Annotated in this window: 31 protein-coding genes; 9 read left to right on the plus strand and 22 right to left on the minus strand. The window is 30.7% G+C overall.

Annotated elements, in window-relative coordinates:
* Positions 1-2: 2 nt before the first annotated feature.
* Positions 3-1,049 (minus strand): extracellular solute-binding protein, encoded by a 1,047-nt coding sequence (locus FBF10_RS02380; protein WP_002871928.1) that lies wholly within the window; start codon positions 1,047-1,049, stop codon positions 3-5.
* A 116-nt stretch (positions 1,050-1,165) separates the two neighbouring features.
* Here FBF10_RS02380 and corA point away from each other — a divergent pair, with 116 nt between their 5' ends.
* Positions 1,166-2,149 carry a magnesium/cobalt transporter CorA gene (gene corA, locus FBF10_RS02385; protein ID WP_002873011.1) on the plus strand — a complete coding sequence of 328 codons (984 nt, stop codon included), beginning with the start codon at positions 1,166-1,168 and terminating at the stop codon, positions 2,147-2,149.
* A 20-nt stretch (positions 2,150-2,169) separates the two neighbouring features.
* Positions 2,170-2,712: a molybdopterin adenylyltransferase gene (gene mog, locus FBF10_RS02390; protein ID WP_002842823.1), complete on the plus strand. Its 543-nt coding sequence runs from the start codon at positions 2,170-2,172 to the stop codon at positions 2,710-2,712.
* On the opposite strand, the gene FBF10_RS02395 is transcribed toward mog, so the two are convergent.
* Entirely contained in the window at positions 2,709-2,894 is a 186-nt protein-coding gene (locus FBF10_RS02395; RefSeq protein ID WP_002776553.1) for a hypothetical protein, read from the minus strand. The two genes, mog and FBF10_RS02395, sit on opposite strands and share 4 nt — an antisense overlap.
* A 126-nt stretch (positions 2,895-3,020) precedes the next feature.
* Here FBF10_RS02395 and FBF10_RS02400 point away from each other — a divergent pair, with 126 nt between their 5' ends.
* The 5 genes from FBF10_RS02400 to FBF10_RS02420 are packed head-to-tail and all read left to right on the plus strand — an operon-like array spanning position 3,021 to position 6,958.
* Positions 3,021-4,208: a M48 family metallopeptidase gene (locus FBF10_RS02400; protein WP_052789869.1), complete on the plus strand. Its 1,188-nt coding sequence runs from the start codon at positions 3,021-3,023 to the stop codon at positions 4,206-4,208.
* Positions 4,205-5,020 (plus strand): HemK/PrmC family methyltransferase, encoded by an 816-nt coding sequence (locus FBF10_RS02405; protein ID WP_002888877.1) that lies wholly within the window; start codon positions 4,205-4,207, stop codon positions 5,018-5,020. Before FBF10_RS02400 ends, FBF10_RS02405 begins: the two co-directional genes overlap by 4 nt.
* 12 nt (positions 5,021-5,032) lie before the next feature.
* Entirely contained in the window at positions 5,033-5,503 is a 471-nt protein-coding gene (locus tag FBF10_RS02410; RefSeq protein ID WP_002888876.1) for a DUF4149 domain-containing protein, read from the plus strand.
* Positions 5,504-5,541: 38 nt separating this feature from the next.
* Positions 5,542-6,291 carry a flagellin C gene (flaC, locus tag FBF10_RS02415; protein WP_002860035.1) on the plus strand — a complete coding sequence of 250 codons (750 nt, stop codon included), beginning with the start codon at positions 5,542-5,544 and terminating at the stop codon, positions 6,289-6,291.
* 34 nt (positions 6,292-6,325) lie between these two features.
* Entirely contained in the window at positions 6,326-6,958 is a 633-nt protein-coding gene (locus FBF10_RS02420; RefSeq protein ID WP_002852054.1) for a YggS family pyridoxal phosphate-dependent enzyme, read from the plus strand.
* 11 nt (positions 6,959-6,969) lie between these two features.
* Here FBF10_RS02420 and dnaE read toward each other — a convergent pair whose 3' ends face one another.
* Positions 6,970-10,572 carry a DNA polymerase III subunit alpha gene (dnaE, locus tag FBF10_RS02425; protein ID WP_002874576.1) on the minus strand — a complete coding sequence of 1,201 codons (3,603 nt, stop codon included), beginning with the start codon at positions 10,570-10,572 and terminating at the stop codon, positions 6,970-6,972.
* 192 nt (positions 10,573-10,764) lie between these two features.
* On the opposite strand from dnaE, the gene FBF10_RS08875 reads away from it, so the two are divergent.
* Complete coding sequence (locus FBF10_RS08875) at positions 10,765-11,007, plus strand: SelT/SelW/SelH family (seleno)protein (RefSeq protein WP_257406500.1); 243 nt, start codon at positions 10,765-10,767, stop codon at positions 11,005-11,007.
* Positions 11,008-11,019: 12 nt separating this feature from the next.
* Here the strand turns inward: FBF10_RS08875 and FBF10_RS02435 are convergent, their stop codons facing one another.
* From FBF10_RS02435 to FBF10_RS02520, 18 genes are all read right to left on the minus strand, one after another.
* Positions 11,020-11,349, minus strand: coding sequence for an ArsC/Spx/MgsR family protein (locus tag FBF10_RS02435; protein WP_020246941.1), 330 nt, complete (start codon positions 11,347-11,349; stop codon positions 11,020-11,022).
* A complete protein-coding gene (locus tag FBF10_RS02440) occupies positions 11,346-12,686 on the minus strand; it encodes a 3-deoxy-7-phosphoheptulonate synthase class II (RefSeq protein ID WP_002888872.1) in 1,341 nt (446 codons plus the stop codon). Before FBF10_RS02440 ends, FBF10_RS02435 begins: the two co-directional genes overlap by 4 nt.
* Before the next feature lie 23 nt (positions 12,687-12,709).
* Positions 12,710-13,123 (minus strand): hydroxyisourate hydrolase, encoded by a 414-nt coding sequence (gene uraH, locus FBF10_RS02445; protein WP_002852246.1) that lies wholly within the window; start codon positions 13,121-13,123, stop codon positions 12,710-12,712.
* A gap of 132 nt (positions 13,124-13,255) precedes the next feature.
* Positions 13,256-13,612, minus strand: coding sequence for a 50S ribosomal protein L19 (gene rplS, locus FBF10_RS02450; protein WP_002852307.1), 357 nt, complete (start codon positions 13,610-13,612; stop codon positions 13,256-13,258).
* 10 nt (positions 13,613-13,622) lie between these two features.
* On the minus strand, positions 13,623-14,327 hold the full coding sequence (gene trmD, locus FBF10_RS02455) for a tRNA (guanosine(37)-N1)-methyltransferase TrmD (protein WP_002888871.1): 705 nt from the start codon (positions 14,325-14,327) through the stop codon (positions 13,623-13,625).
* Positions 14,324-14,863 (minus strand): ribosome maturation factor RimM, encoded by a 540-nt coding sequence (gene rimM, locus FBF10_RS02460; RefSeq protein WP_002868041.1) that lies wholly within the window; start codon positions 14,861-14,863, stop codon positions 14,324-14,326. The genes trmD and rimM overlap by 4 nt, the downstream gene beginning before the upstream one ends.
* A complete protein-coding gene (locus FBF10_RS02465; RefSeq protein WP_002852144.1) occupies positions 14,856-15,098 on the minus strand; it encodes a KH domain-containing protein in 243 nt (80 codons plus the stop codon). The genes rimM and FBF10_RS02465 overlap by 8 nt, the downstream gene beginning before the upstream one ends.
* Positions 15,099-15,100: 2 nt before the next feature.
* Positions 15,101-15,328: a 30S ribosomal protein S16 gene (gene rpsP / locus FBF10_RS02470; protein ID WP_002852274.1), complete on the minus strand. Its 228-nt coding sequence runs from the start codon at positions 15,326-15,328 to the stop codon at positions 15,101-15,103.
* Positions 15,329-15,393: 65 nt separating this feature from the next.
* A complete protein-coding gene (ffh, locus tag FBF10_RS02475; RefSeq protein ID WP_002888868.1) occupies positions 15,394-16,731 on the minus strand; it encodes a signal recognition particle protein in 1,338 nt (445 codons plus the stop codon).
* Between the two features lie 67 nt (positions 16,732-16,798).
* Positions 16,799-17,551, minus strand: coding sequence for an RluA family pseudouridine synthase (locus tag FBF10_RS02480; RefSeq protein ID WP_002888867.1), 753 nt, complete (start codon positions 17,549-17,551; stop codon positions 16,799-16,801).
* Positions 17,532-18,689, minus strand: coding sequence for a lipid IV(A) 3-deoxy-D-manno-octulosonic acid transferase (gene waaA / locus FBF10_RS02485; protein WP_002888866.1), 1,158 nt, complete (start codon positions 18,687-18,689; stop codon positions 17,532-17,534). The genes FBF10_RS02480 and waaA overlap by 20 nt, the downstream gene beginning before the upstream one ends.
* Complete coding sequence (locus FBF10_RS02490) at positions 18,686-19,402, minus strand: zinc ribbon domain-containing protein (RefSeq protein WP_002888864.1); 717 nt, start codon at positions 19,400-19,402, stop codon at positions 18,686-18,688. The genes waaA and FBF10_RS02490 overlap by 4 nt, the downstream gene beginning before the upstream one ends.
* Before the next feature lie 9 nt (positions 19,403-19,411).
* Entirely contained in the window at positions 19,412-20,137 is a 726-nt protein-coding gene (locus tag FBF10_RS02495; RefSeq protein WP_057033301.1) for a Nif3-like dinuclear metal center hexameric protein, read from the minus strand.
* On the minus strand, positions 20,124-20,987 hold the full coding sequence (gene glyQ / locus FBF10_RS02500) for a glycine--tRNA ligase subunit alpha (protein WP_057033302.1): 864 nt from the start codon (positions 20,985-20,987) through the stop codon (positions 20,124-20,126). Before glyQ ends, FBF10_RS02495 begins: the two co-directional genes overlap by 14 nt.
* 11 nt (positions 20,988-20,998) lie before the next feature.
* Positions 20,999-21,535: a DUF3972 domain-containing protein gene (locus FBF10_RS02505; RefSeq protein WP_057033303.1), complete on the minus strand. Its 537-nt coding sequence runs from the start codon at positions 21,533-21,535 to the stop codon at positions 20,999-21,001.
* 9 nt (positions 21,536-21,544) lie between these two features.
* The gene (gene purE / locus FBF10_RS02510) at positions 21,545-22,039 is read right to left on the minus strand and encodes a 5-(carboxyamino)imidazole ribonucleotide mutase (protein ID WP_057033304.1); all 495 of its coding nucleotides are present in this window, start codon (positions 22,037-22,039) and stop codon (positions 21,545-21,547) included.
* Positions 22,040-23,293: a peptidase U32 family protein gene (locus FBF10_RS02515; RefSeq protein ID WP_057033305.1), complete on the minus strand. Its 1,254-nt coding sequence runs from the start codon at positions 23,291-23,293 to the stop codon at positions 22,040-22,042.
* Positions 23,290-23,985: a hypothetical protein gene (locus FBF10_RS02520; protein WP_002859609.1), complete on the minus strand. Its 696-nt coding sequence runs from the start codon at positions 23,983-23,985 to the stop codon at positions 23,290-23,292. Before FBF10_RS02520 ends, FBF10_RS02515 begins: the two co-directional genes overlap by 4 nt.
* A gap of 203 nt (positions 23,986-24,188) precedes the next feature.
* Here FBF10_RS02520 and glnA point away from each other — a divergent pair, with 203 nt between their 5' ends.
* Positions 24,189-25,619 (plus strand): type I glutamate--ammonia ligase, encoded by a 1,431-nt coding sequence (gene glnA, locus FBF10_RS02525; RefSeq protein WP_002852312.1) that lies wholly within the window; start codon positions 24,189-24,191, stop codon positions 25,617-25,619.
* Between the two features lie 66 nt (positions 25,620-25,685).
* Here the strand turns inward: glnA and flgG are convergent, their stop codons facing one another.
* A complete protein-coding gene (gene flgG, locus FBF10_RS02530) occupies positions 25,686-26,477 on the minus strand; it encodes a flagellar basal-body rod protein FlgG (RefSeq protein ID WP_002852142.1) in 792 nt (263 codons plus the stop codon).
* Positions 26,478-26,485 lie beyond the last annotated feature (8 nt).

Genomic DNA, 26,485 nt, shown 5'->3' on the forward strand with positions numbered 1-26,485 from the left:
CTTTATTTCATATCCACTATAACTTTTTCTTGCCAAAGTTGTGGTAATTCTTTAGCGCTTTTTTCCCAAGCTTTTTGATCTTTGATTGCTCTTGCATTTTTGTATTGCTCACTTGGTAAAAGTTTAGCTTTTATATCATCTGGCAAGATAATATGATCAATTCTTATTGGCCTTGCATAACCTTTTGCTAGATTGATTTGTCCTTTATCAGAAAGTATAAACTCACGGGCTAATTTAGCCGTATTTGGATGTTTTGCGTATTTATTGATAATAGTTGTATAACCCGAAATAACACTACCATCAGCAGGGATTAAAACTTCATAACGATCTTTGCCCACTTTATCTCTATAGCCTAAACCATTAAAATCCCAAACTAAACCCACTTCAACTTCACCTTTTTCAAGATTGGCTATACTTACATCATTATTTACAAGTCTTCCTTGTTTGGCTAAAGTATTAAAAAAAGCTAAAGCAGGACTTAAATCTTTTTCATCCCCACCTAAGGCATAATTAGCTGCTAAAACTGCACTCACAGCTTGAGCTGCTACACTTACATCACCCACGGTAATTTTATAATTTCCCTTAAGCAAATCTTGCCAAGTTTTAGGTATATCTTTTACTACATCTTTATTGACTATAAAAGCTATGGTTCCTGTATAAGCTAAAAGCCAATTTCCATCTTTATCTTTAGCCCAAGTTGGAATTTGATCCCAGTAGCTTGTCTTAAAAGGCTGAGCTACTCCTTGTTTAACCGCTATCTCTCCAAAAGAAGCTCCTACATCCCCTATATCACCGCTTGCATTTTTCTTTTCGGCTTTAAATTTAGCAATTTCTTGAGCTGAACTCATATCTGTATCGCTATGTTCTATGCCATAAAGATTTTTAAGATCTGCCCAAGTATCCTTCCAATTTGCCCAAGTATCAGGCATAGCTAAAGAATTTACCCTACCTTCTGCTTGCGCAGCTTTAATCAAATTCTCATCAATAGCTTGTGAATTTGAAAACAATAAGGCAACAAGACCTAAACTTAAGAAAAATTTCTTACTCATTTTTTTCCTTTCAAAAAATATTTTGAAAATTTAATGAGTTTTAGAAACATTTTAGAAACAAGTTAATTTTTAAGCAAACAAGGTTATAATTTTAAAGTCATAAACAAGGAGCGATCATGCTTTATATTTATATCAAAACTCAAAATGCTTTAGTTCAAAGAATCAATTTTAATCTCGATAGTCAAGAACTACCACAAAATATTTTATGGATTGATTTACTTCATCCAAGTGCAGCAGAAATTGCTTTTATATCAAGTGAATTTAATCTTGAGTTTCCTACAAAAGAAGAAAGGGAAGAAATAGAGCTTAGCGCAAAATATTGGGAAGATAATGCGACAATAACCATCAATGCTCATTTTTTAGTAAGAGATCTTAAAAATGATGAAGAGGATAGGAATTTAATCAAGCTTCGCACAGAAATTGTTACTTTTGCTACCGCTAAAAATATCTTATTTACTATAAGATATAACGAATTTAGCACTTTTGAAGAAATTCAAGCAAGGATTTTAGCTAGTCCAAAGAATTTTGAAGATGGTTTTGATATTATTGATAAAATGTTTGAAGTGCGCGTTGAAAAAGATGCGGATTTACTAGAATGGATAGATAAAGAAGCAAGACGCTTAAGAACAAGTGTTTTAGAAAAAAAAGATGAATATAGTTATGATGAAATGCTAAAGGATATTTCAAGTTTGCAAGAGCTTAATATGCGCGTAAGAGATTCTTTATTTGATAAGCGTCGCGCTATGACTTCTTTGCTAAAAAGCGATAAAATCGATAAAGACATAAAACAAAATCTCACTATAGTTTTAAAAGACTTAAATTCTTTGGTTGAATTTAGTGTTTCGCAACTTAATATCTTAGATAATATCCAAACCATTTTAGCCAGCCAAATCAACATAGAACAAAACAAAATCATTAAAATTTTCACCGTTGCAACTGTTGCCATGATGCCACCTACTTTAATAGGAACTGTTTATGGTATGAATTTTAAATTCATGCCCGAACTTGAACTTCACTATGCTTATCCCATAGTGCTTGGCGTGATGGTAATTTCTATCATTTTACCTTTGGTTGTTTTCAAGAAAAAAGGATGGTTATAAAAATTTATTAAGGAGAAACAATGGATACAATAAACATAGGAATTTTAACCCTAAGCGATAGAGCAAGTAGTGGTATATACGAAGATAAAGCCACTGCTGAAATTGAAAGAGTGTTAAATTCATATATAAAAAATGATATTATTTATCATAAAGAATTAATCCCTGATGATTATGATTTGATCATTAAAAAATTACTTTATCTAGCAGATGAAAAAAAATGCGATTTGATTGTTACAAGCGGAGGTACAGGTCCAGCACTTCGTGATGTAACCCCAGAAGCCACGGAAGCCGTGTGTGATAAAATGATGCCAGGTTTTGGAGAACTTATGCGCTTAGAAAGTTTAAAATATGTCCCAACAGCTATACTTTCAAGACAGAGTGCAGGAATTCGCAATAAATCTTTTATCATTAATTTACCAGGAAATCCTAAGGCTATAAAAGAATGCCTAGAGCCTGTTTTTCCGGCTATACCTTACTGTATCGATTTGATAGAAGGCGCTTATATAGAAGCAAATGATGAAGTTATTAAGGTTTTTCGCCCTAAGAAAAAATGTCAAAATTAAAATTTATTAGCCCTAACAAGTCTGCTTAATTGTCTAGCAAGTAGACTTGCCGAAGCTTCATCTTTGCTTATCTTTTGCACTTTGTTTTTAAACTTACAAAGCCTGTCATCTAAAATCACATCATTGATTGGAATTTTAGGCTTTTCTTTTTGCTTTTGTGAAATCTTTTTCTTAAAAAACATTCTTTAATCCTTTTTTATAAATATACACCAACTTAGTTGAAAAGAATATTATTTTAGATTTTAAACTATTAACTTTATTTCATTATTTTAAGCTAGAATTCGCAAAAAACTAATCAAGGAAAAATAATGACTTTAATTGCAATTTTATGTCTTTACACAGCACTTTTATCTTGGATTTCCTATACTCAAATTCGTTTCTTAGAAAGAGAAAAAAACAAACAAGCTCAAATTTTAAGCGAAAAAGACTATCAAAATGCAGCAAATATTGCCATCGAAAATGAAAAATTTAAACTATTTTCCAATTTTTATAATTTAATCATCAATATTGCATGGATAGGTTTTGGATTTTTATACCTTAAAGAATTACTTATCTTAAACAACACTCGTTTTGAAAATACTTTATTTTTATTATCTTTTTTAATAATCACAAGTATTTTAAATCTACCTTTAAGTATTTATGAAAGTTTTATCAAAGATAAAGCCCATGGTTTTTCAAATATGACTGTAAAACTTTTTATCAAAGACACTATGAAAAGTCTTATTTTAACTTTAATATTTGGATTTTTAATCCTTTATACTTTGCTTTTTTGCTATGATTTTTTTGGAACTTTTTGGTGGATTGCAGCCTTTATTTTTGCCTTTTGTATTATAGTGATTATAAATCTCATCTACCCTACCTTGATAGCACCTATTTTTAATAAAATGGAAAAACTAGACGATGAAAATTTACTGAAAAAAATCAGCTCTTTAATGAAACAATGCGGGTTTAGTGCAAATGGGGTTTATGTTATTGATGCAAGCAAAAGAGATAAGCGTTTAAATGCTTATTTTGGTGGACTTTTTAAAAGCAAAAGAGTGGTGCTTTTTGATACATTATCAAAAGCCTTAAATGAAAGAGAACTTTTAGCTGTTTTAGGACACGAGCTTGGACATTTTGTTCATAAGGATATTATCAAAGCTTTATTTAACGGCGCTATAACTATGTTTTTACTTTTTTTTGTTTTTGCAAATTTACCTGAATTTGTTTACTTAGAAAGTCATCTAGAAGGAGTAAATGGTGGCGTATTTGCTCTTTTGTTTATCTTGGCGAATATTTTTAGCTTTTTAATCTCTCCTATGCTTAATGCCTTAAGTAGAAAAAATGAATTTGCAGCTGATCAACACGGAGCTAAAGTTACAAGCAAAGAAGATATGAAAAATGCATTGATAGCTCTAGCAAGAGAAAATAAAGCTTTTATCAAAACAAGTAAAATATATACATTTTTTTATCTCAGTCATCCAAGTATTAGTGATAGAATCAAGGCTCTTTCTTGACTATAAAAAATGCTCTTATGGAAGCTAAATCTAGCTTAAAAGGTTATGAAAATGAAGCAGTATTTATACTTTGCGAATATCTAAAAAAAGATAAAGCTTGGTTATTTTTAAACCAAGATATACAAATAGATCATGAACCTTATTTTGAGCTTATAAGGCGTTTTAAATCTGGAGAACCTTTTGAATATATATTTGAAAAAGTAGATTTTTGGGGATTAGAATTTAAGATAAAAAAAGGTGTTCTAATCCCTCGCTACGATAGTGAAATTTTACTTTTTCAAATTTTAAATTTATGCAAAAAAAATACTTTTAATGGGATTTTAGAAATAGGATTTGGAAGCGGAATTTTAAGCATTGTTTTAGCCAAAGAACTTGGGTTAAAAATCACAGCCTGCGATATCAATCCCAAAGCCTTAGAATTAGCTTTAGAGAATGCCAAATTACACAAAGTCGATCACTTGATTGACTTTAAACTTTGTAATTTTAAGCAAATTAAAGAAAATTATGATTTTATTTTTTCAAATCCGCCCTATATTAAAAATTCATATCCTATAGATATTTGGGTGCAAAAAGAACCCAAAGAGGCTTTATTTGGCGGAGAAAAAGGATATGAAATTCTAGAAGAAATCATACATTTTTCCCTTGATAAAAAAGTTAAATTTTTAGCTTGCGAATTTGGCTATGATCAAAAAGAAATTTTGGAAAAAATTTTATATCAAAATAATTTCATTGTTGATTTTTTCAAAGATGAACAAGGTTATAATCGTGCTTTTATAGCTAAATTTACAAATATGCGTTATGATAAAAAATAAAAGGAGAAACTCTTGAAAGCTGTTAATTTATTTTTACTTGGCTCCATCATAGGGGTTGAACTCATACTAGGAATAGTTGTTGCACCAGTAATTTTTTACCCAGCTAACCTTATAGGCGAGGGAGTTTTAAGTCATTTTCAAAGTGGCTTAATGATGACGCGAATTTTTATTAAGATGGGATATTTACTGGTTTTTGTTTCAGTGGTTAATTTTTTATATGAAATTTATTCTCTTATAAAAGATGAAATAAAATTTAAAATAAAATTTTCAAAATTTATGCTGAGTTTGCTTATTTTGATTTTAAGCTTAATATTTGTTTTTTATTTTACTAATACCATAATTGAACTCCAGAAATTAGGCGAAAACACTACAAAAACTCAAGAATTTATCAGCATCCATAATGCAAGTGAAGTGGTGATTAAAATCATCTTGATAATGCAAGTTTTTTTATATTTCTTAAGCTTTAAAATAGCAAAAAAATGATAAAATATTAAATAAATCCAAAAGAGAAGGAGTAGGCCATGATGATCTCTGATGCAACTATAATGCAACAAAATTATTATTTAAATAATGCACAAAAAGCTAGCGATAAAGCTTTAGAAAATATTGCAGCTGTTCGCGCAATAAGTGGAGTTGATAGTGCTAATTTAGCTATTGCTGATTCTTTAAGATCTCAATCAAGCACTATAGATCAAGGTGTCGCAAATGCTTATGATGCTATAGGGGTTTTACAAATTGCAGATGCTAGCCTTACCAATATCTCTCAAAGCGCAGATAGACTTAATGAACTTTCAGTAAAAATGAACAATGCTGCACTTAATGATTCTCAAAAAGGAATGCTAAGAACAGAAGCAACACGCATACAAGAATCCATCAATGATTCTTTTAATAATGCAACTTATAATGGAAAAAATGTCTTTCAAACTATGAATTTTGTAGTAGGTAGCGGAACTGAAACTACAAATTTAAATCCATTAGCAACAGATGGATTAAGCATAGACAATCAAGATAGTATTACAAATTTTATGGATCAACTTGGAAGTTTAAGAAGTGAAATAGGCTCAGGTATCAATGCCATCACATCAAATATTAATGCAAGTGTTCAAAATAGCATCAACTCAAAAGCAGCTGAAAATAATTTACTAAATAATGACATGGCAAAAAATGTCAATGATTTTAATGCCAATTATCTAAAAGAAAATGCTGCTGCTTTTGTTGCTGCGCAATCCAACATGCAGCTTCAAAGCAAAATTGCTAATTTATTACAATAAAATAAGCCCTAAATAGGGCTTATTTTTTATCAAAATGACTTTAGAGCAAATTTTAGAAAAAACCAAAAACGTTCGTCTTGTAGCCGCAAGCAAGTATGTCGATGCAAGTATAATTGAAAAGCTTTTTGATCAAGGTATAGTAGAATTTGGAGAAAATCAAGTCCAAGCTCTAGCACAAAAAAAAGAAAATCTTGATGAAAAAAAACTAGACATAAAGTGGCATTTTATAGGAACGCTACAAAGCAACAAAATCAATCTCTTAATCAAACAAAAACCTATATTATGGCACTCTTGCAATGGTATTAAAATAGCTAAAGCTATGGACAAAAGACTTGATTATAAATTAAATACTTTATTAGAAATCAATAGTGCAAATGAAAATAGCAAAAGCGGTCTAGATCCAAATCAAGCCGTAGAAGAATATTTACAAATACAAGAAGAATGCTCTAATTTAAATCTTTGTGGCGTAATGAGCATAGGATCACACAGCCAAGATAAAGAAAATATTATAAAAAGCTTTGAAACTACATTTAAAATTTATGAAATTCTTCAAAAACATGGGGCTAAGATTTGCTCTATGGGGATGAGTAATGATTTTGAAATTGCTATAAAATGCGGATCCAACTTGGTAAGACTCGGAAGCATTTTATTTAAAAATCTTAAGTAAAACAATCTTACTTAAGCATATTTATTAGAAATTTCCTCTACTATACTATCAGAGATAATAAAATCTGTATGATAAAGCAGGCAAGATCCCGCGCTAATAACTTTTAAAACAAGTTTTTTATTATTTTTTTCATTAGGATTATGTGCATTTCTAGCAATTTCATGAATTTCATAGATTAATTCTCTATTTAACCTTGTCAAATCTAGCTCTATGATATTTTTTTCAAATTCCTTAGGTTCTGCGGTAAAATGATTTTCTTCTTTATTTTTAAAATCTTTTTTTGTGCCAAATTTTTTTATAGCTTTAATCTCACCATCTTCAAGACTTTGCAAGTCTTTAATTGCTTTTAAAAAAAAGCTGGGCTTTTCCCCTCCTTCAGCTTTAAATCCCAATACAAAACCATAAGCATTATTTTTCAAATTTTCATCTTTAATGATATTTTCTATTTCTTCTACATTACTTTCAAATACAGTAGCATCAAACGAAGAATAATAATCCAAAATTTCAATTCTACCATAACGCTTATTATTTTTACTCATCATAGATTTAAAATCTTCAATTTTACCTATACTTAAAATTTCTCCATTGTTTTTTAAACCTTCAAACTCTAAACTTTTAACATAATCTATGGCATTAATTTGTTCATAAAATCGATCTAAAGGATGGCCTGAAACATAAATTCCTAAAATTTCTTTTTCATATCCCAATTTTTCCATCACTTCAAATTCTTCATTTTTGGGAGTAAAATTTACTTGAACACCTGAAGTTAACTCCTCTTCACCAAAAAGAGAACTTGCAGCATTTTTTCTTACTTCAGCCATTTTACGCGATGCTTCGCTAAGATTTTCCATATTATCAAACAAAGCTTTTCTAGTAAAACCAAACTCATCAAAAGCCCCTGCCTTAATAAGACTTTCTAATGTTCTACGGTTTATCTTGGTAGGATCTATCTTACCTAAGAAATCATTAATATCCTTAAATTCTCCATCTTGCCTTGCTTCAAGTAAATTTTCAACTGCAGGAATACCCACACTTTTTATAGCCCCAAGTCCGTATATAATAGCATCCTTGCCATCTTGCTCTAAAGCACTAAATTCACGGATCGCTTTGTTAATCGATGGAGGTAAAAGTTTAATATTCATTTTTTTCATCTCATCAATATAAACAGCAATTTTATCCACATTGTTTTCTTCGCTTGTTAAAAGCGCTGCCATAAATTCACTAGGATAATAAGTTTTTAAATAAGCTGTTTGAAAAGTAATCAACGCATAAGCCGCAGAGTGAGATTTATTAAAACCATATCCTGCAAATTTTACGATAAGCTCCCATAAATCTTCAGCTTTTACTCTATCATATCCTTGTTTTTCTGCTCCATCTGCAAAATCAGTCTTAAGCTTCTTCATCTTCTCAGGATCTTTTTTACCCATAGCACGACGCACTACATCAGCACCTCCTAAAGAAAAGCCACCTATAATTTGAACAATTTGCATAACCTGTTCTTGATAAACAATAACCCCATAAGTAGGTTCTAAAACCTTTTCTAAACTGTCAAAAGGATATTCTATGTTTTTTAAACCGTGCTTTCTATCGATAAAATCATCAAGCATTCCTGATTCCATAGGGCCTGGACGATAAAGCGCAAGAACCGCAATGATATCTTCAAAACGCTCTGGTTTTAAGCGTGCATTTAAGCTTTGCATACCGCCTGATTCGATTTGAAAAATCCCTAAAGTATTTCCACTTTGTATGGTTTTATAAACCTTGCTATCATTTACATCTATAGTTTCCCAAATAATGTCTTTATTGTAACGCTTTTTAATAAGCTTGATTGCATTATTAATTACTGTTAAAGTTTTAAGACCTAAAAAGTCAAATTTTATCAAATCCACATCTTCTAAATGATCTTTAGAATACTGCGTTACTAAATGTCTTTCATCATTTTTACTTTGTCTAAAAAGCGGAGTTTTCTTCCATAAACTTTCATTAGAAATTACAACACCCGCTGCGTGCATACCAGCATTGCGATTTAATCCTTCCAAAGCTCTTGCATACTCCCAAACTTCAGGACCTTTAGGATGACGATCGATAAATTCTTTGATTTTAGGTTCTTTTTCATAAGCAGCATCAAGAGTGATTTTAAGCTCTTCAGGCACAAGTTTAGCAAGTTCATCAGCATCTTGAATACTCATATCACAAACTCTAGCCACATCACGAATCACCCCTTTAGCCAAAAGTTTACCAAAGGTAATCACCTGTGCAACCTTATCTGCTCCATATTTATCAATCACATAATCAATCACTTCAGCACGTCTGTCTTGACAAAAATCCACATCAATATCAGGCATGCTCACACGCTCAGGATTTAAAAAACGCTCAAAAAGTAGACTATAAGGAATAGGATCTAAATCCGTAATCCTTAAACAATAAGAAACCAAACTTCCTGCAGCTGATCCTCTTCCAGGGCCTACTGGAATACCTTTATCCTTAGCCACTTTAATAAAATCATGAACAATAAGCATATAACCTGAAAATTTCATATTTTTAATGATGTTAATTTCTACTTCAAGTCTTTGTTTGTATTCTTCATGCTTACTTTCATCGATAAATTTTAATCTCTCTTCAAGTCCTTTTTTACAAAGTTCTTCAAAAACCATGTCATCATTATCAAAGCTAAATTCTTTTGTTTCTTCAGGTAAGATAATATTATGATCTTTAGCATATTCTCTTGTAAATTTAAAATTCGGTGGAGTGGGATTGCCAAGATTAAGCTCTAAATTACATTTTTGTGCGATTTCTTGTGTATTTTCTATAGCTTCTGGAATATCTGCAAAAAGCTCACTCATCTGCTCAGGACTTTTAACATAAAATTCATGCACACTATGACGCATTCTATCAGGATCGTTAAGTTTTTTTCCCATGGCTATACACATAAAAACCTCATGGGCAGCCGCTCTTTCTTTAAAAGTATAATGCGTATCATTTGTAGCAATGATTTTTATATTTAATTCTTTAGAAAGTCTGATAATATCATCATCTATCATTCTTTGATCGCCTATACCATGACGCATGATTTCAAAATAAAAATCATCTTTAAAAACTTTTTTATACCATAATGCCGCTTCTTTTGCTGCTTCATAGCCTTTTGCACCAAAACGCACATTTCTTTCACTATAAGTATTTAAGTGCCAATTTACTTCACCTTGCAAGCAAGCAGAAGAGCAAATAAGACCTTCGCTATAATCTTCCAAAAGCTTTTTATTGATACGCGGATAATAATACAAACCTTTAATATAACTTTGAGAACTTAAATACATTAAATTTTGATATCCAATCTCATTTTTTGCATACAAACAAAGGTGAAAACGCTGACGAGAACTTTTATCATCTAACTCATCATGATTATGCAAATACGCTTCTATACCAATGATAGGTTTTAAACCTTGTGCTTTCATTGTTTGATAAAAATCAATTGCCCCAAACATATTTCCATGATCTGTCATAGCCACACTTGTAGCACCCTGCTCTTTTAAAGTCAAAGCTAATTCTTTAAGCTTATTGGCTCCATCAAGCAAAGAATATTCTGTATGTAAATGCAAGTGTGTAAATTGACTCATTTTCTTCCTTTAGTTTTTTAAAGCTTATTTTAATTTTGATAAAAATTATAAATTTTTCTCGCTGAATTTGAAAGAAATTGACCCTAAATTTCAACTTAAATTTTACAAAAAGGCAAAAATTCAGCCAAAATAAACTATAATAAAATCTAAGATTTTAATCTTAATAAAAAGAACTTCTCAAAGGATGAAATGATGAAAGTAAAAATTGCTTATTGCAATCTTTGAAATTATCGCCCACAAGCTGCAAGGGTTGCAGAAGAACTACAAAGCGATTTCAAAGATGTTGAAGTAGAATTTGAAATTGGCGGCAGAGGTGATTTTATCGTTGAAGTAGACGGAAAAGTTATCTTCTCTAAAACACAACTTATTAATTGCGAAAGTGAAAGATTTCCATATCAAAATGAAATTAATCAATTAATAAAAAATAGAGTGTAATCAAACACTCTATCATAACATTTTCTCATATTCCTTACCAATATATATGTTTTGCTCATACTCGATAATAGGACGCTTAATACAACTTGGATTTTCCAATACAATTTTTTCAAGTTCTTTTTCATTTAAATTTTTAACTTTTTCTTTGTTTAAGCCAAGTTTTTTAGAAGTTAATCCAGCAGTATTGATAAGTTCTTCAAAAGATTTTTGTTTTAACCATGTGTATAAAATATCTTGATTAATCTTTTTAATATCCATAAAATCAAACACAATACCTTTTTGTGTTAAAACATCCATAGCTTTCTTTACAGAATTGCAATTTTTAATACCATAAAGTTTCATTTTCTAGCCTTTTTTACCAAATCTGCGATTAAAAAAGCAAGTTCTAATGCTTGATCCGCATTAAGTCTTGGATCGCATTGAGTCTCATAACGATCTTCCAAGCTTTGAGCAGTAACATTGCTTGCACCACCTGTGCATTCTGTTACATCTTTCCCAGTCATTTCAAGATGCACTCCACCTGGATAAACCCCTTCGCTTATTGCAATCTCAAAAAAAGATCTCACTTCTTGCATAATTTTATCAAACTCACGTGTTTTAAAATTGCCTGCTTTTACCGTATTTCCATGCATAGGATCTATGCTATATACTAAATTTAAACCTTCACTTTTAAGTTTAGAGAAAATTTTTGGCAAATTATTGATAATTTTATCTGCACCCATGCGGATAATAATATTTAATCTTCCTTCTTCATTATTTGGATTTAAAACATTTGCTAAAGCTATGATATCATCAGCACTTGCACTAGGTCCTATTTTAACCCCTAAAGGATTTTTTACTCCACTTAAAAAATGCACATGAGCTTCATCAAGCGCCCTTGTTCTTTCACCTATCCAAAGCATGTGAGCTGAACAATCGTAAATTTCTCCACTTAAACTATCCACTCTAGTTAAAGCTTCTTCATAAGGCAAAAGTAAAGCTTCATGTGAAGTATAAACACTAACTTCTCTTAGACTTGGAGTATTACTTGTATTAATTCCACAAGCTTCCATAAAAGCTAAAGCTTGTGAAATTTTTTCACTGATATCAGTATATTGCTTATGGAGTTCACTCTTTTTTAAAAAGCCCAAATTCCAACGATGTACTTCATGTAAATCTGCTAAACCACCCTTAGCAAATCCACGCAACAAATTTAGCGTTGTTGCGCTTTGATAATAAGCTTCAAGCATTCTATGTGGATCAGGAATGCGTGCTTGTTCACCAAATTCAAAACCATTAATAATATCACCACGATAACTAGGAAGACTTATACCATCTAACTCTTCAAAATCACTACTTCTTGGCTTGGCAAACTGCCCTGCAATACGACCAATTTTTATAACAGGACATCCACCAGCAAATGTAAGTACTATAGCCATTTGAAGTAAAATTTTAAACATATCACGGATATTTACAGCGCCAAAATTTTCAAAACTTTCAGCACAATCTCCACCTTGAAGTAAAAAAGCTTCTTTTTTACAAACTCTTGCTAAAGACTTTTGAAGATTTCTCACTTCTCCAGCAAAAACCAAAGGAGGAAGCTTCTCAAGTCTTGCTAAAACTCTATTCATTTCCTCTTGATCTGGATAGATAGGTTGCTGTTTTATAGGATAGTTTTTCCAAGAATTCTTAGTCCACATGGTTTTTTCTTTCGTTTTATTTATCAGCTTCCTCTATAAGTTGAATAACCAAAAGGAGAAAGGGTTATTGGAACATGATAATGTTTTTGATCTTTAGAAAGCTCAAAACTTACCTCTACAAAAGGATAAAAAGTATTTATTTTGTGTGATGTGTAATAGTCTTTTGTGAAAAATTTAAGCTTATAAATTCCAAAAGCCCTATTTTCAGCTTTTTCATATGGTAATAAATCTCCTATTCTACCATTTTCTTCGGTAAATTCTTCACTTACTTTTTTCCACTGTTGATTTGCTTCCAACTTATAAAGCTCAACTTTTACTTTAGGAGCAGGTTGTCCAGAAGTAATATCCAAGACATGAGTACTTAATTGATATTCAGTAGCACTCAAAAACATTGGCACGCTTGCTAGTATTAATAAAGTTTTTTTAATAGAAAACATTTTCTCTCCTTGTATAATATTTACAAGGAATATTATACAAGAGTATTATTAATAATTAAAATCAAATAAATAATAATTATAAATTAATTATAATTATTTAATTGTTAGACTTATAATAAAAATAATTATAAATTATTTTTTAAGCTCTTTAATACGCGCTGCTTTACCGCGTCTATCTCTTAAGTAGAATAATCTTGCACGGCGTACACGACCACGACGCAAAACAGTAATACTTTCTAAACTTTCACTATAAATAGGGAAAATTCTCTCAACGCCAACATTATTAGCGCCAATTTTACGCACGATAAAAGTTTCACTTACGCCATTACCTCTTCTAGCAATACAAATACCCTCAAAATTTTGGATTCTTGTTTTATCTCCTTCTTTGATGCGAATTGCAAGCTTTAAAGTATCACCAGCACGAAAATCTGGAACATTTTTACCTTCAATTTGTTTTGCTTCAAATTGTTCTATATATTTATTTTTCATAAAAAATCCCTTATTTTTTGCGTTCATGCTCTAAAAATAAATCTGGACGAAAAAATTTCGTTTTGCAAGACGCCAAAGTAGTTTTTAAACTTGCAATTCTAGCGTGATTACCCTTTAAAAACTCTGAAGGAGTATAAAATTTTTTATTTTTTTTCTCAAAAATAAAAGGTTTTGAAAAAGCAGGCGCTTCGAGTAAATTATTTTCAAAGCTTTCTTCTTCCAAACTTTCCATATTTCCTAAAATCCCGTTAACATTTCTTAAAATTGCATCACACATTACAAGCGCAGGTAATTCTCCTCCAGTTAAAATAAAATCCCCTATACTAAAAACTTCATTCGCAAAAATTTCAAGCACTCTTTCATCTATACCTTCATAGCGCCCACATACAAAAACTATATGTTCTTTTTTACTTAAGCGTTTGGCGTCTTTTTGATTAAAGGTTTTACCACTTGGATTTAAAAAAATAAAATAGGGATTTTCTTTTTTTTCTTGAATACTTCTTAGCACCTCATACATAGGTTCAGCTTGCATCAAAAGTCCAGCTCCACCACCTATTTTATAATCATCGACTTTATGATAAGAATTTTTAGAAAAATCTCTTGGATTATAAAAATTAAGTTTGAAAAGTTTTTTTTCTTTTGCTCTTGCAAGTATAGAATCTTGAAAGTAAAATTCCATAAGATTAGGGAACAAAGAAACGAAACTAAATTTCATGAATTTTCTAAAATTAAAAAAGCATCTTGCGTGCAAAAAATCTGTCGTTTTTCTATATCTATATTTTTAACAAATTTATCCAAATATGGAATAAAAAATATTTTAGGATATTTTTTTTCAACCCATTTTTCATCACTTTGAATTTCAAATAAATAAGAAGCTCCAGTTTCCAAGATATCAACCACTTTACCTAATCTTTTATCTTCTTCAAAAACTTCACACTCTAAAATATCAAAATAAAAAAACTCATCTTTTTTTAATTTGCAAGTTTGTCTACTTTTCTCGATACTCTGAAAAAGAATAAGATTAGTTAATTCTTTGGCCTTTTCTATATCTTCATAATTTTCAAATAAAACAGTAGAATTGCTTGTATTATAATGCTTAATCTTTAACATTTCTTTAGTGTTTTTTATAAAAAAAGTAGCATCTTTTTTAAATTGAGAAGAAAAGTCGCTCAGGTTATGCAATTTTACATAACCCTTAAGACCCACAGTTTTACCAAGTTTTGCAACTTGAACAAAATCTTTTTCACTCAAGTGCTTTTACCGTTACTCTATAAGAACTTGCATCCTTGCTCTTATAAGCAGAGATTACAGTTTTTATAGCATTGATCATTTTTCCATTTTTACCTATAAGCTTACCTGTATCAACCTTATGTGCAAAAAGAACAATCTCAAAAAAATTTTCACTTAATTCAATTTTTTGAGTATCAATCTGTTCAGGATAATCTGCAATTAATTTTGCGTATTCTCTAAGAAAATTCTCTACCATGATTATTTGCTAGTGATAGAAGCAACTTTATCGCTAAGTTTTGCACCAACGCTTTTCCAATAAGCTAAACGCTCTGCATCAACTTTAATTACTTCAGGTTCTACCATAGGATTATAATACCCAATACTTTCTATCCAACCACCATCACGACGTTTTCTACTGTCCGTAACTACAATACGATAAAATGGTCTTTTGGTTCTACCCATTCTTGTAAGTCTAATAACTGTCATTTATACTCCTTAAAAAATTAAAAATTTTATTTATAGATACTATAAAAAGTATTTATAAATAAAATTTAAAATTGTCTTCTAGCTTGACTCATCATTTGTGTCAAACTCTCCATTCCTTTTTTACCTGAAAATCTTTTTGCAAGTTTTGCTGCATTGCTAAATTGTTTTAAAAAACGATTGACTTCTACCTGAGAAAGACCTGCTCCCTCTGCTATACGACGCTTTCTAGCATTATTTAATAAATCAGGATTTTCTCTTTCTTTTGGAGTCATTGAAGAAATCATTGCTTTAATGCGTATGATTTCTTTAGAATTATCCAAATCTATATCTTTTACCGCATTTGCCATTCCACCAAGTCCTGGTATCATACCGATTAAAGATTTCATACTTCCTAATTTTTTAATACTTTCCATTTGGTTAAGAAAATCATTAAAATTAAACTCCCCTTTTTTGATTTTTTGATTGAGTTTTTTAGCTTCTTTTTCATCAATAATCGCAGCAGTTTTTTCAGCTAAAGTTGCCAAATCACCCTCACCCATAATACGACTTACTATACGATCTGGTATAAAAACTTCTAAATCTGCTACTTTTTCACCCACACCAATAAATCTTAAAGGAATACCGATTTGTTTTGCTATACCTAAGGCTATTCCACCTTTAGTATCTGCATCAAATTTTGATAAAATTACCCCGCTGATACCTAAAACTTCATTAAAACTAGCCGCAGTCTTAACACCATCTTGACCACTCATTGCATCAGCAACATAAAAAATCTCATCAGGATTTAAAACATCCTTAACTGCTCTTAACTCATCCATCAAAGCTTCATCTATAGCCAAACGTCCAGCAGTATCCACAAGCAAAACATCTACCATAGAACTTTCAGCCTTTTTCAAAGCCTCTTTAGCAACTCTAATAGGATCTTTTTCATTTTCTATGAAGAAAAGTTCAATTTCATTAGCTTCACAAAGTTGTCTTAGTTGCTCCACTGCCGCTAAACGCTGTAAATCACAAGCTGCAACTAAAACTTTTTTATTGCGTAATTTTAAATAATTTGCAAGTTTGATAGTGCTTGTAGTCTTACCGCCCCCTTGCAAACCTGCCATTAGAACTACTGTTGGGGGTTTAGAAGCAAAAACAAAACCTTGATTTTTGCCATTGACACTTAAAATATTTTCTAAATTTACTTTAATGGCATTTAAAAATTGTTTTTGACCTATTCCGTTTTGCTTTACATCTTCTTCTATCAAAGTCAAAAGCTCTTTAGTTACCTTATGGTGAACATCTGCTTTTAAAAGAGCTTTTTTTAAGGTTTCTAAAGCGTTCTTAAGTGCTTTTTCATCATCAACAAAACGTAATTTATTAATCGCTGATTTAAAAGATTCGCTAACTAACTCAAACACTTTATCACCTTTCTATAAAATTTTTAAATTAAACCTTGCATTATACAAAATTTTTTCTTAAATGGCTTTAAAAATCTAAATTTTTTATCTCAAAGCCAACTTTTGCAAAACTATTATCTAGCTCAGCCTTAAAATAATAATCAAAAATTTTAATTTCATAACTATGTAAATACATTCTATCGCTTGAAATTTTAGCATATTTTTCATCGCCTATAACACCATGTTTTATAAATTTAGCATGCACTCTGATTTGATGAGTTCTACCTGTTTGAATGATTATTTTTGCTAAGGTTTTTTTTGACTGCATCATGATAGGAGTAATGATACTTAAGGCACTTAAACCATCTTTTGAAACTTTACTTAATGCCCCACCTTTTGCTTTTATGGTAAAAATAGGTTCATTCACTTCAACCTCTTCAGCCAAAACCCCATCTAAAACCGCAATATAGCTTTTATAAACTCTGTGTTTTTTAAATTCTTCTATACAAAGCTTTCTAAAATCTTCATCTTTGCAAAGCAAAATCACACCGCTTGTTTCTTTGTCTAAACGATTTAAAAGCTTGGCATTAAATTTTCTCTCCAAGTCTTCACTCACATAAGCATAAGGTTTATTAATAGCAATAATCTTATCATCTTCAAAAATAATTTGAGGATTTTTGGTTTTTATCACATTAAATCTTGCCTTATCGCTCATCAAAGCTCTAGCAACCACAACTTTTTTTCCATGTGAAAAAACACAACCCTTATCAATCAAATCTTTAGCTTCACGATTTGAAATTTTTTCTTGCAAAGCTAAGAGTTTATAAGCTTTTTCTTGCATCAATTCCCTTTTGTATAGTTTGTATGATAAGATCTAAATTTTCTTTTTTGGAAATTTTAGCTTTTAAATTTAAATAATGAATTTTATCATTTAAATCTTTTAAATTTTCGCAAAAATATACATTTTCTACTTCTTCAAATAAAGCCTTTTGATTATGAATAAATTTCCCGCTGATTAATACATTGTCAAAATATGCCACTTCTATAGGATTGTGTCCTCCTATGCCTTCTATAAAAGAACCTCCAAGCACAACAACATCAGAAATTGCATAAAAATTTACAAGCTCCCCTAAAGTATCTAAAAGCAAAATTTTTTTAGAAAATTTCTTATTTTCATCTTTTAAAGAACTAAATTTTTCAAATTCCAAACCTTTGTTTAAAAGCAAATTTTCAACTTCTTTAAAACGCTCAGGGTGTCGTGGGGCGATAATGAGTTTTTCATTTTCTTCTAGTTTAAAATGATCAAGCAAAAGCTCTTCTTCGTCCTTATGAGTACTGGCAAAAATGATAAGTTTTTCCTTAGGTTTGGTATAAATTTTATTATTTTTAATTTCTAAATTTGCCTTAATATTTTTAAAAATTTTAACATTTTTAGCTCCCAAACTTTCAAGTCTTACTTTATCTAATTCACTTTGAGCAAAAACTTCATCAATATAAGAAAAAATTTTTTTATAAAAAAAAGAAAATCTTTGATAAGAATGATAAGATTTATCAGATATTCTTGCATTAAGCAAAATAATCTTAGTTTTATAAATGTGTGCCATAAAAACAAGCATAAGCCAATATTCTGCTTCAAAAATTACCAAAACCTTACAAGGCTTGAACCAGAAAGGCAAAAAATTTTCAAAAGCAAGATAATTTACCTTTTTACAAAATTCTTTTGCACATTCAAAACCTGTTTGAGTAATAGTAGTTATTCTTGAATCAAATTTCAAAACCAAAGTTTTAATACTTCTTATCTCCCCGTAAGAACAAGCATGAAAATGTACATCAGCTTTTTCTTGATGTAAATTTTTATAAAGAAAAAATCGGGATTTTAAACTAGTTTTGTATTTGGATTTTAAAAAAGAAAGCAAAAGAATAAAGACGGCACAAAATAAAAATGCCGTCCAAGTTAAAAAATAATAAAAAAAGATCAATTTTGTTCTTCTTGCTCTTTATAAAGAATTCTTCCACAATGAGGACAAGTTACAATCTCTTCACCTTTTACAACAGACAGATAAGTCTTATCGTAAATTTTCATAAAACATCCATAGCATGCTTGTTTTTTAACAGGAACTACAGCAGTATTCTTCGCCCATTTGCGAATTTTTTCATAAAAACTTAAAACTTTTTGATTCATCTCGCCCACAAGTTTGGTTTTTTTATCATAAACACTCATTCTATCTTTTTCAAGAACTTCCATTTCAGATTTAATGCTTACTCTAATCTCATTAATATTTTGCTCTTGTTTGATTTTTTCTTCTTCAAGTTCTTTTTTATAAGTTTCTTTATTCTCTAAAATTTTATCCAGTCTTACAATCTCATCATTTGCAGCGTCTAATTGCTCTTTTGCAATATCTTCTTCAATTTTTAAAGCATTAGCTTCTTTTTCTGTTTTTACTGCACCACTTTTTTTAGAAAGCTCTTTAATTTTTGCCGAGAACTCGGAAATATGAGCATTATTTTGCACTTTTTGATTTTCTATATCTTTGATTTCTTCATCGATTTTTTCTAAATCTGTGTTGATTTTTCCTATTTTTAACTCAGCATCTTTTAAAGTCTTATTAATACTGTCTATTTTTGGTTCATAACTATCAATTTCTTGATCTATTTTTGATAAAAGCACTAATTGTTCGAGATATTTATTCATTTATTTTCCTTAAAAATATTGAAATGGATTTTTTGAAACTGTTATTATAACTTGTAGCGGCAAATTTTTCAAGTCTTTTGCTAAACATTGAGAAAAATATCTCTCACTTTCAAAATGACCTAAATCAATAAGACTGATTTGATTACTAAGCGCCTCTAAAGCTTGATGATATTTAAAATCTCCACTTAAAAAACAATCCGCATCTACTTTAGAAATTAAATCCCCACCACTTCCAGTACATATAGCAATACGCTTAATGTCTTTTTTACCACAATCACTTACACGTAAAATTTGCAAATTTAACTTTTTTTTCACCCAGTCACACAAAGCTTCAAAAGACATAGAATTTTCTACATAAATTAAAAATTCGTCTTTAAAAGAAATTTTAAAACCTAAAATTTCTTCCGTAAAATAAGTATTTAAATGACTTAAATCGTAATTTGTATGCATACTGATTAAAGAAATATTTTTACAAATCATTTCTTTAATAAAAGCTCTAGGATAAGTCTTGTCATATAAATCTTTTAAACCTTTAAATATCAAAGGATGGTGTGTGATAATTAAAGAATTTTCACTCGCTTCTTTAATAATATTTTCATCAATATCTAAACTTAAATAAACAGTTGAAATTTCGTTATCCCTATCTCCAAGCAAAATTCCACTATTATCCCATGATTCTTGGATATTAAAGGGACTTAATCGATCTAAAAAATTATAAATTTCACTCAGCTTCATTTAAATTTTTCTTATAAATTTCAGCACAATTTTTTGAAAGTTCACGAATTTTTAACATATAATCTTGTCTTTGTGCTACAGAAATTGATCCTCTTGCATCTAAAAGATTAAAAGTATGTGCAGCAAGCATACAATAATCATAAGCAGGCAAAGCTAGTCCTTGCTCTAAAATATTTTTACATTCTTTATAAGAATTTTCAAACTGCTCATTTAAGATTTTAACATCGCTTACTTCAAAATTGTATTTACTAAATTCATATTCACTTTGCTTATGCACATCTGCGTATTTAATTTTTTCTCCATTAAATTCACTCCAAACTATATCATAAACATTATCAACATTTTGAAGATACATGGCTATTCTTTCAAGACCATAGGTAATTTCAGCACTTACTAAATCTACCGCTATACCACCAACTTGCTGAAAATAAGTAAATTGAGTGACTTCCATACCATCAAGCCATACTTCCCAGCCTAAACCCCAAGCACCCAAACTTGGACTCTCCCAATTATCTTCAACAAAACGAATATCATGACTTTTTAAATCAAAACCTAAATTTTCAAGACTTTTAAGATATAATTCTTGGATATTATCAGGACTAGGTTTAATTAAAACTTGAAATTGATAATAAGCACCTAAGCGATTAGGATTTTCACCATAACGTCCATCAGTAGGCCTTCTACTTGGAGCCACATAAGCAGCTGCCCAAGGTTTTTTTCCTAAACTTCTTAAAAAAGTTGCTGGATGAAAGGTTCCTGCACCTGCTGGCATATCATAAGGTTGCATAATCGCACAACCTTGCTCTTGCCAATAATTTTGTAAATTAAGTATCATTTGTGAAAAAGTCATTGTATCTCTCTTTATTGTTCCATATTTTCAATAGGTTTTTCTAATTTTTTATTCATTTCCAAATCAGGCTCTGTCTTAGCTCCAAAAATTTCTGCAGTTTTACTCCACATTAATTTATATTTACGCTTGAGAAATTCTATCTCTTCACGCGCATGTTTTAGCTCATTGTTTAAGGTTTCTATAGTTTTTCTATCTTCATCATAAAGTTCTTGCATAGAATAAAGAGCATCTTTTAAAAATTTATTCTCATTTTTTAATGCTTCAAGTGTTTCATCTTTAGCATCTAAAACTTTTTCATGTAAATTTAAAATAGTTCCTATTGTTTTTTCAACAAAACTTTCCCCTGCTAAAGTCATTGAATTTACCATTGCAGTTTGAGATTTTGCAGAACCAGGTACTACACTAAAAGTACCTTGATGAGCTTCGATGTAAATTTTACCCTCTTCTTCTTTAAAATTTAAAGCCCCATTAGCCATCATACCTTTAACCACATCTTTATTTAAATGCACAAGTTTACAAAATTCTTCAAGTTCAAGATAGGTTTGCATTTTTATCCCTTATAATAAAACTTCTACTTCTTTTGAATCAGATACAAGTTTTTTTTCTTTTTCAAGACGATCTTCTTTAAGCTTTTGTGCTAAATCAACATCATAAATAGCTAAAATTTGCATAGCCAAATAAGCAGCATTGATTGCTCCAGCCTTACCAATAGCTAAAGTTCCTACAGGAATTCCACTAGGCATTTGCACCGTAGAAAACAAAGAATCCATACTTGCAAGATTGCTTCCTGACATAGGCACTCCCAAAACAGGTTTTGTTGTATAAGCTGCAACAGCTCCAGCTAAATGCGCTGCCATTCCAGCTGCTGCTATAAAAACTTTCACACCTTTTTCTTCAGCATTTGCAATATACTCTTTTGTTCTTGTTGGACTACGATGAGCTGATGAGATAATAAGTTCATACTTTACCCCAAAACTTTCTAAAGTTTTAGCAGCCTCTTTCATAGTCTCATAATCACTCTTGCTTCCCATTAAAATAGAAACAAAATTCATCTATATTTCCTTTCTTAAAAAACTTAATGCACTGATTTTATTTGGTAATTGGATTTCATGTTCATTGCCGCTATGAATTTCGCTAAATTCTTTATTGTTTTTAGCAATGAGTTTTTTAAACTCTATAAAATATTTATCCTCTTTTTGATAAATTTTACCTAGTTCATTATCGCAAGTTTGAATCACATCGCCTAAAGGGGCTAAAATTTCATAAGGCGTGTTTAAAACGATTTTCCCTTTACATTTAAAAAAGCTTCCATCTTCGCTTATAGCATGCACTTGATGAGAACCTTCTTCTATGCTTGTATTATGATTTTGCGTGTCGGTTTTTTCTAAAGGACGCGAAACAAGATAACCATCTGTAAAACCACGATTTTTAAGTGTAGTAATCTCTTTTTCATACTTACTTGACTCAAATTTACCCTCTAAAGCATCTTGTATGGCCATTTTATAAGTCCTTGTTGTAAGCGCAACATAATATTCGCTTTTAGTACGCCCTTCTATTTTAAAAGCACTGATACAATTTTCTTGCATGATTTTTTCTATATAAGAACAAAGATTTAAATCTTTAGAATTAAAAATATGAGTACCATTTTCATCTTCTTCTAAGCGAAATAAAGTGCCATTTTCTGGATTTTTAGCATAAAGCTCATAATTAAATCTACAATCATTTGCGCAAGATCCACGATTGCTCATTCTTCCACTTTGCACAGAGCTTATTAAACAACGCCCTGAATAAGCAAAACACATCGAACCATGCACAAAAGCTTCAAGTTCAATATCGCAATTTTCCTTTAAAGCTTTAGCGTCTTTAAGCCCTAATTCTCTGGCAATTACAACCCTTTTAGCACCCATATCCTTATAAACTTGAGCATCTAAATAATTTAAAATATTTGCTTGAGTAGAAACATGTAAAGAAATTTCAGGTGCAAGTTCTTTAACAAGACGCATAGCTCCAACAGAAGCTACAATAAAAGCATCAGGTTTCATCTCACGCAATTTTAAAATATGTCTTTTTAAACCTTCAATTTGAGAACTCAAATGAAAACCATTTAAAGTAACATAAATTTTCTTACCACGCTCATGAGTATATTTGATAGCTTCTTCAAAACTTTCATAATTAAATTCTCTTGCAGTGCGTGATCTTAAAGAAAAATTATTCACACCCGCATAAACCGCATCTGCGCCATAAGCTAAAGCAATTTTTAATTTTGTGAAATTTCCTGCAGGAGCTACTATTTCAGGAATGATCATTTTTGCCCTAAACTTGCAATTAAAGCTTCTATATCATCATTACTTACAACATCAGCAGTACCATCACCTTCAATATGCACTGCAGAACTTACACGTTTTTTATCATCAATTTTACCTTCAAATAAGGAACTCATATAACGGCTTAAAGCACGCATTACATTAATAACACGTTCGATTTTTTGACGATGTATATCTTGATACTGCATTGCATCCATTGCCATCATCACTTCATCTTGTCCGCTTTGAAGATTTCCGACAATCTCCTTAGAACTTTTTTTAGCTTGATTGTTTAATTCTAAAGCTTCACTGAAACTTTCCACATTAGGAAATTTTTCACTAAGTTTAGAAAAAATATCAATATTTTTTTCTATTGCTTTATTTATCTCTTTGAGTAAACTTTCAGAATCCGCAAAAAAATTATTAATACTTTCAAGCTTATCCATCATTTCCGTTGCTTTAAGCTCGCTATCTTTTGTAACATCATCTAACTGATGTACAACTTTATGCTCCTGATTTGGTGGGGGTGGTGGCCATACCACGCTAGGATTAGGTTTGTAATCAGCTATTTTGACATCTTCTAACATCAAAGCATCTTCTTCGGTATTCGATTCTTCGGTTTTTACCTCTGCTTCTGTCTCTGAATCAAGATCAACATCACCATTCATCAAAGCATCAAGCTCTTCTTGAGTCATTTTTTTCCCTTTTTTAAATCTAGATTTTCAATAATTGCTCAAAATTATAATCAATTTTATCTAAAACAAAAATATAAATTTTTATTTTTTAATCTTTTTAAATTAAATTTTTAAATTTATTAAAAAAAATATATTAATTAAATCTTAATTAAAAATTTTATGATATAATTTTATAAATTTAATTACATAAAAGGAGTAAAAATATGGGAAAATTTGTTAATAATATAGATGATTTTTTCAAATTTTGCAAACAAAATGAAGTGCTTTTTGTTGATTTTCGTTTTACAGATATGATAGGAACTTGGCATCATATTACCTATAATCTTCATGCAATCAATGAAGAAACATTTCAAACTGGTATTCCATTTGATGGAAGCTCAATCCATGGATGGCAACCTATAGAAAAATCAGATATGATTTTAAAACCTGATGTACAAAGTGCTTTTTTAGATCCTTTTACGGCTGATCCTACTATCATAGTGTTTTGTGATGTATATGATATTTACAAAGGACAAATGTATGAAAAATGTCCAAGAAGCATAGCAAAAAAAGCAATGGAATACCTTAAAAATAGTGGCATAGCTGATACTGCTTACTTTGGACCAGAAAATGAATTCTTTGTTTTTGATAGTGTAAAAATAGTTGATACTACTCATTGTTCTAAGTATGAAGTTGATACCGAAGAAGGAGAGTGGAATGATGATAGAGAATTTACCGATAGCTACAATACTGGACACAGGCCAAGAAACAAAGGTGGATATTTTCCAGTTCAGCCAATTGATTCTTTAGTAGATATTCGTTCTGAAATGGTTCAAACCCTTGAAAAAGTAGGTCTTAAAACTTTTGTTCATCATCATGAAGTTGCACAAGGACAAGCTGAAATAGGAGTAAATTTTGGCACGCTTGTAGAAGCAGCTGACAATGTTCAAATTTATAAATATGTTGTAAAAATGGTAGCTCATTTAAATGGTAAAACTGCCACTTTTATGCCAAAACCTTTATACGGAGATAATGGCAATGGTATGCATGTTCATATGAGCTTATGGAAAGATGGGGTAAATTTATTTTACGATAAAGATGGATACAGTGGACTTAGTCAAACTGCTATAAATTATATAGGTGGAATTTTAAAAAATGCTAGAAGTGTCGCAGCTTTTACAAATCCAAGTTCCAACTCTTACAAAAGAATAGTTCCTGGCTTTGAAGCTCCTTGTATTTTAACTTATTCTTGTCAAAACAGATCAGCAAGTTGTCGCGTTCCTTATGGCATAGGTAAAAATTCAGCTCGTATAGAAATTCGCTTCCCTGATAGCACTGCTAATCCTTATTTAGCTTTTGTTAGTCTTTTAATGGCAGGTCTTGATGGAATCAAAAATAAAACCATTCCTGTGGGTCCTATGGATGAAAATTTATTTGATCTTACTTTGGATGAAATACGTGAAAAAGGGATAGAGCAATTACCACATACTCTAAGAGGAAGTTTGGAAGCTTTAATCCGACATAATTCTTATTTAAAACCTGTAATGAGCGATATTTTTATCGATGACTATCAGCATTTAAAATTTGAAACACAAGTTTGGCCAGTAGAAGCTCGTCCAACTGCTTATGAATTTAAAACTTGCTACTCTTGCTAAAAAATTTAATGGCGTTTAACACGCCATTAAACAAAAAAGAATTAAAAATTATTTATTTTATATCAACTATCGCTTAAGCTGATTTACAATTCCTAGCATATCATCACTTGTTGTAATGGCCTTAGAACCCGCTTCATAAGCTCTTTGTCCTGTGATAAGATCTGTCATTTCTTCAACAAGCTGAACATTACTAAGTTCTATAAATCCATGTCTTATTGTTCCAAGCCCATCTTGTCCTGCTATACCCGCAACAGGTGCACCACTTGCTCCTGTTTCAAGATAAAGATTATCACCCATAGAATGAAGACCCGCTGGATTTATAAACTGAACTAGCTCCACTTGGCCAATTTGAGTTTCTTGTTGCTCCCCTGGTAGCATTACAGAAACGGTTCCATCTGTAGCAACATTAATTGCTGTTGCGCCTTCAGGTATTGTCATTTCAGGTAAAAGTCTATAACCATCTGAATTTACAATATTACCTTCATTATCTTTTGTAAATTGCCCATTTCTAGTATATCCTATAGTGCCATCAGGAAGTTGTATTTGAAAAAACCCATTACCTGCAATAGCCATATCAAGACCATCAGTACTTGTTGATTTTAAATTTCCTTCAGTAAAAACTTTAGTTACCGCTGTTGGACGCACACCCACACCCACTTCTATACCCGAAGGAGAAAGAGTAGTAGCTGAAGTTGAAGTTCCTGCATACTTCATAACTTGATACATAAGATCAGCAAATTCTGCGCGACTTTTCTTAAAACCTGCTGTATTAACATTGGCGATGTTATTTGAAGTAACATCAATTTGTGTTTGCTGCGCTACCATTCCTGTAGCAGCAGTATGAAGTGATCTCATCATTTTTAATC

The organism is Campylobacter sp. CFSAN093249 (assembly GCF_011067895.1).
GTDB classification, from domain to species: Bacteria; Campylobacterota; Campylobacteria; order Campylobacterales; family Campylobacteraceae; genus Campylobacter_D; species Campylobacter_D jejuni.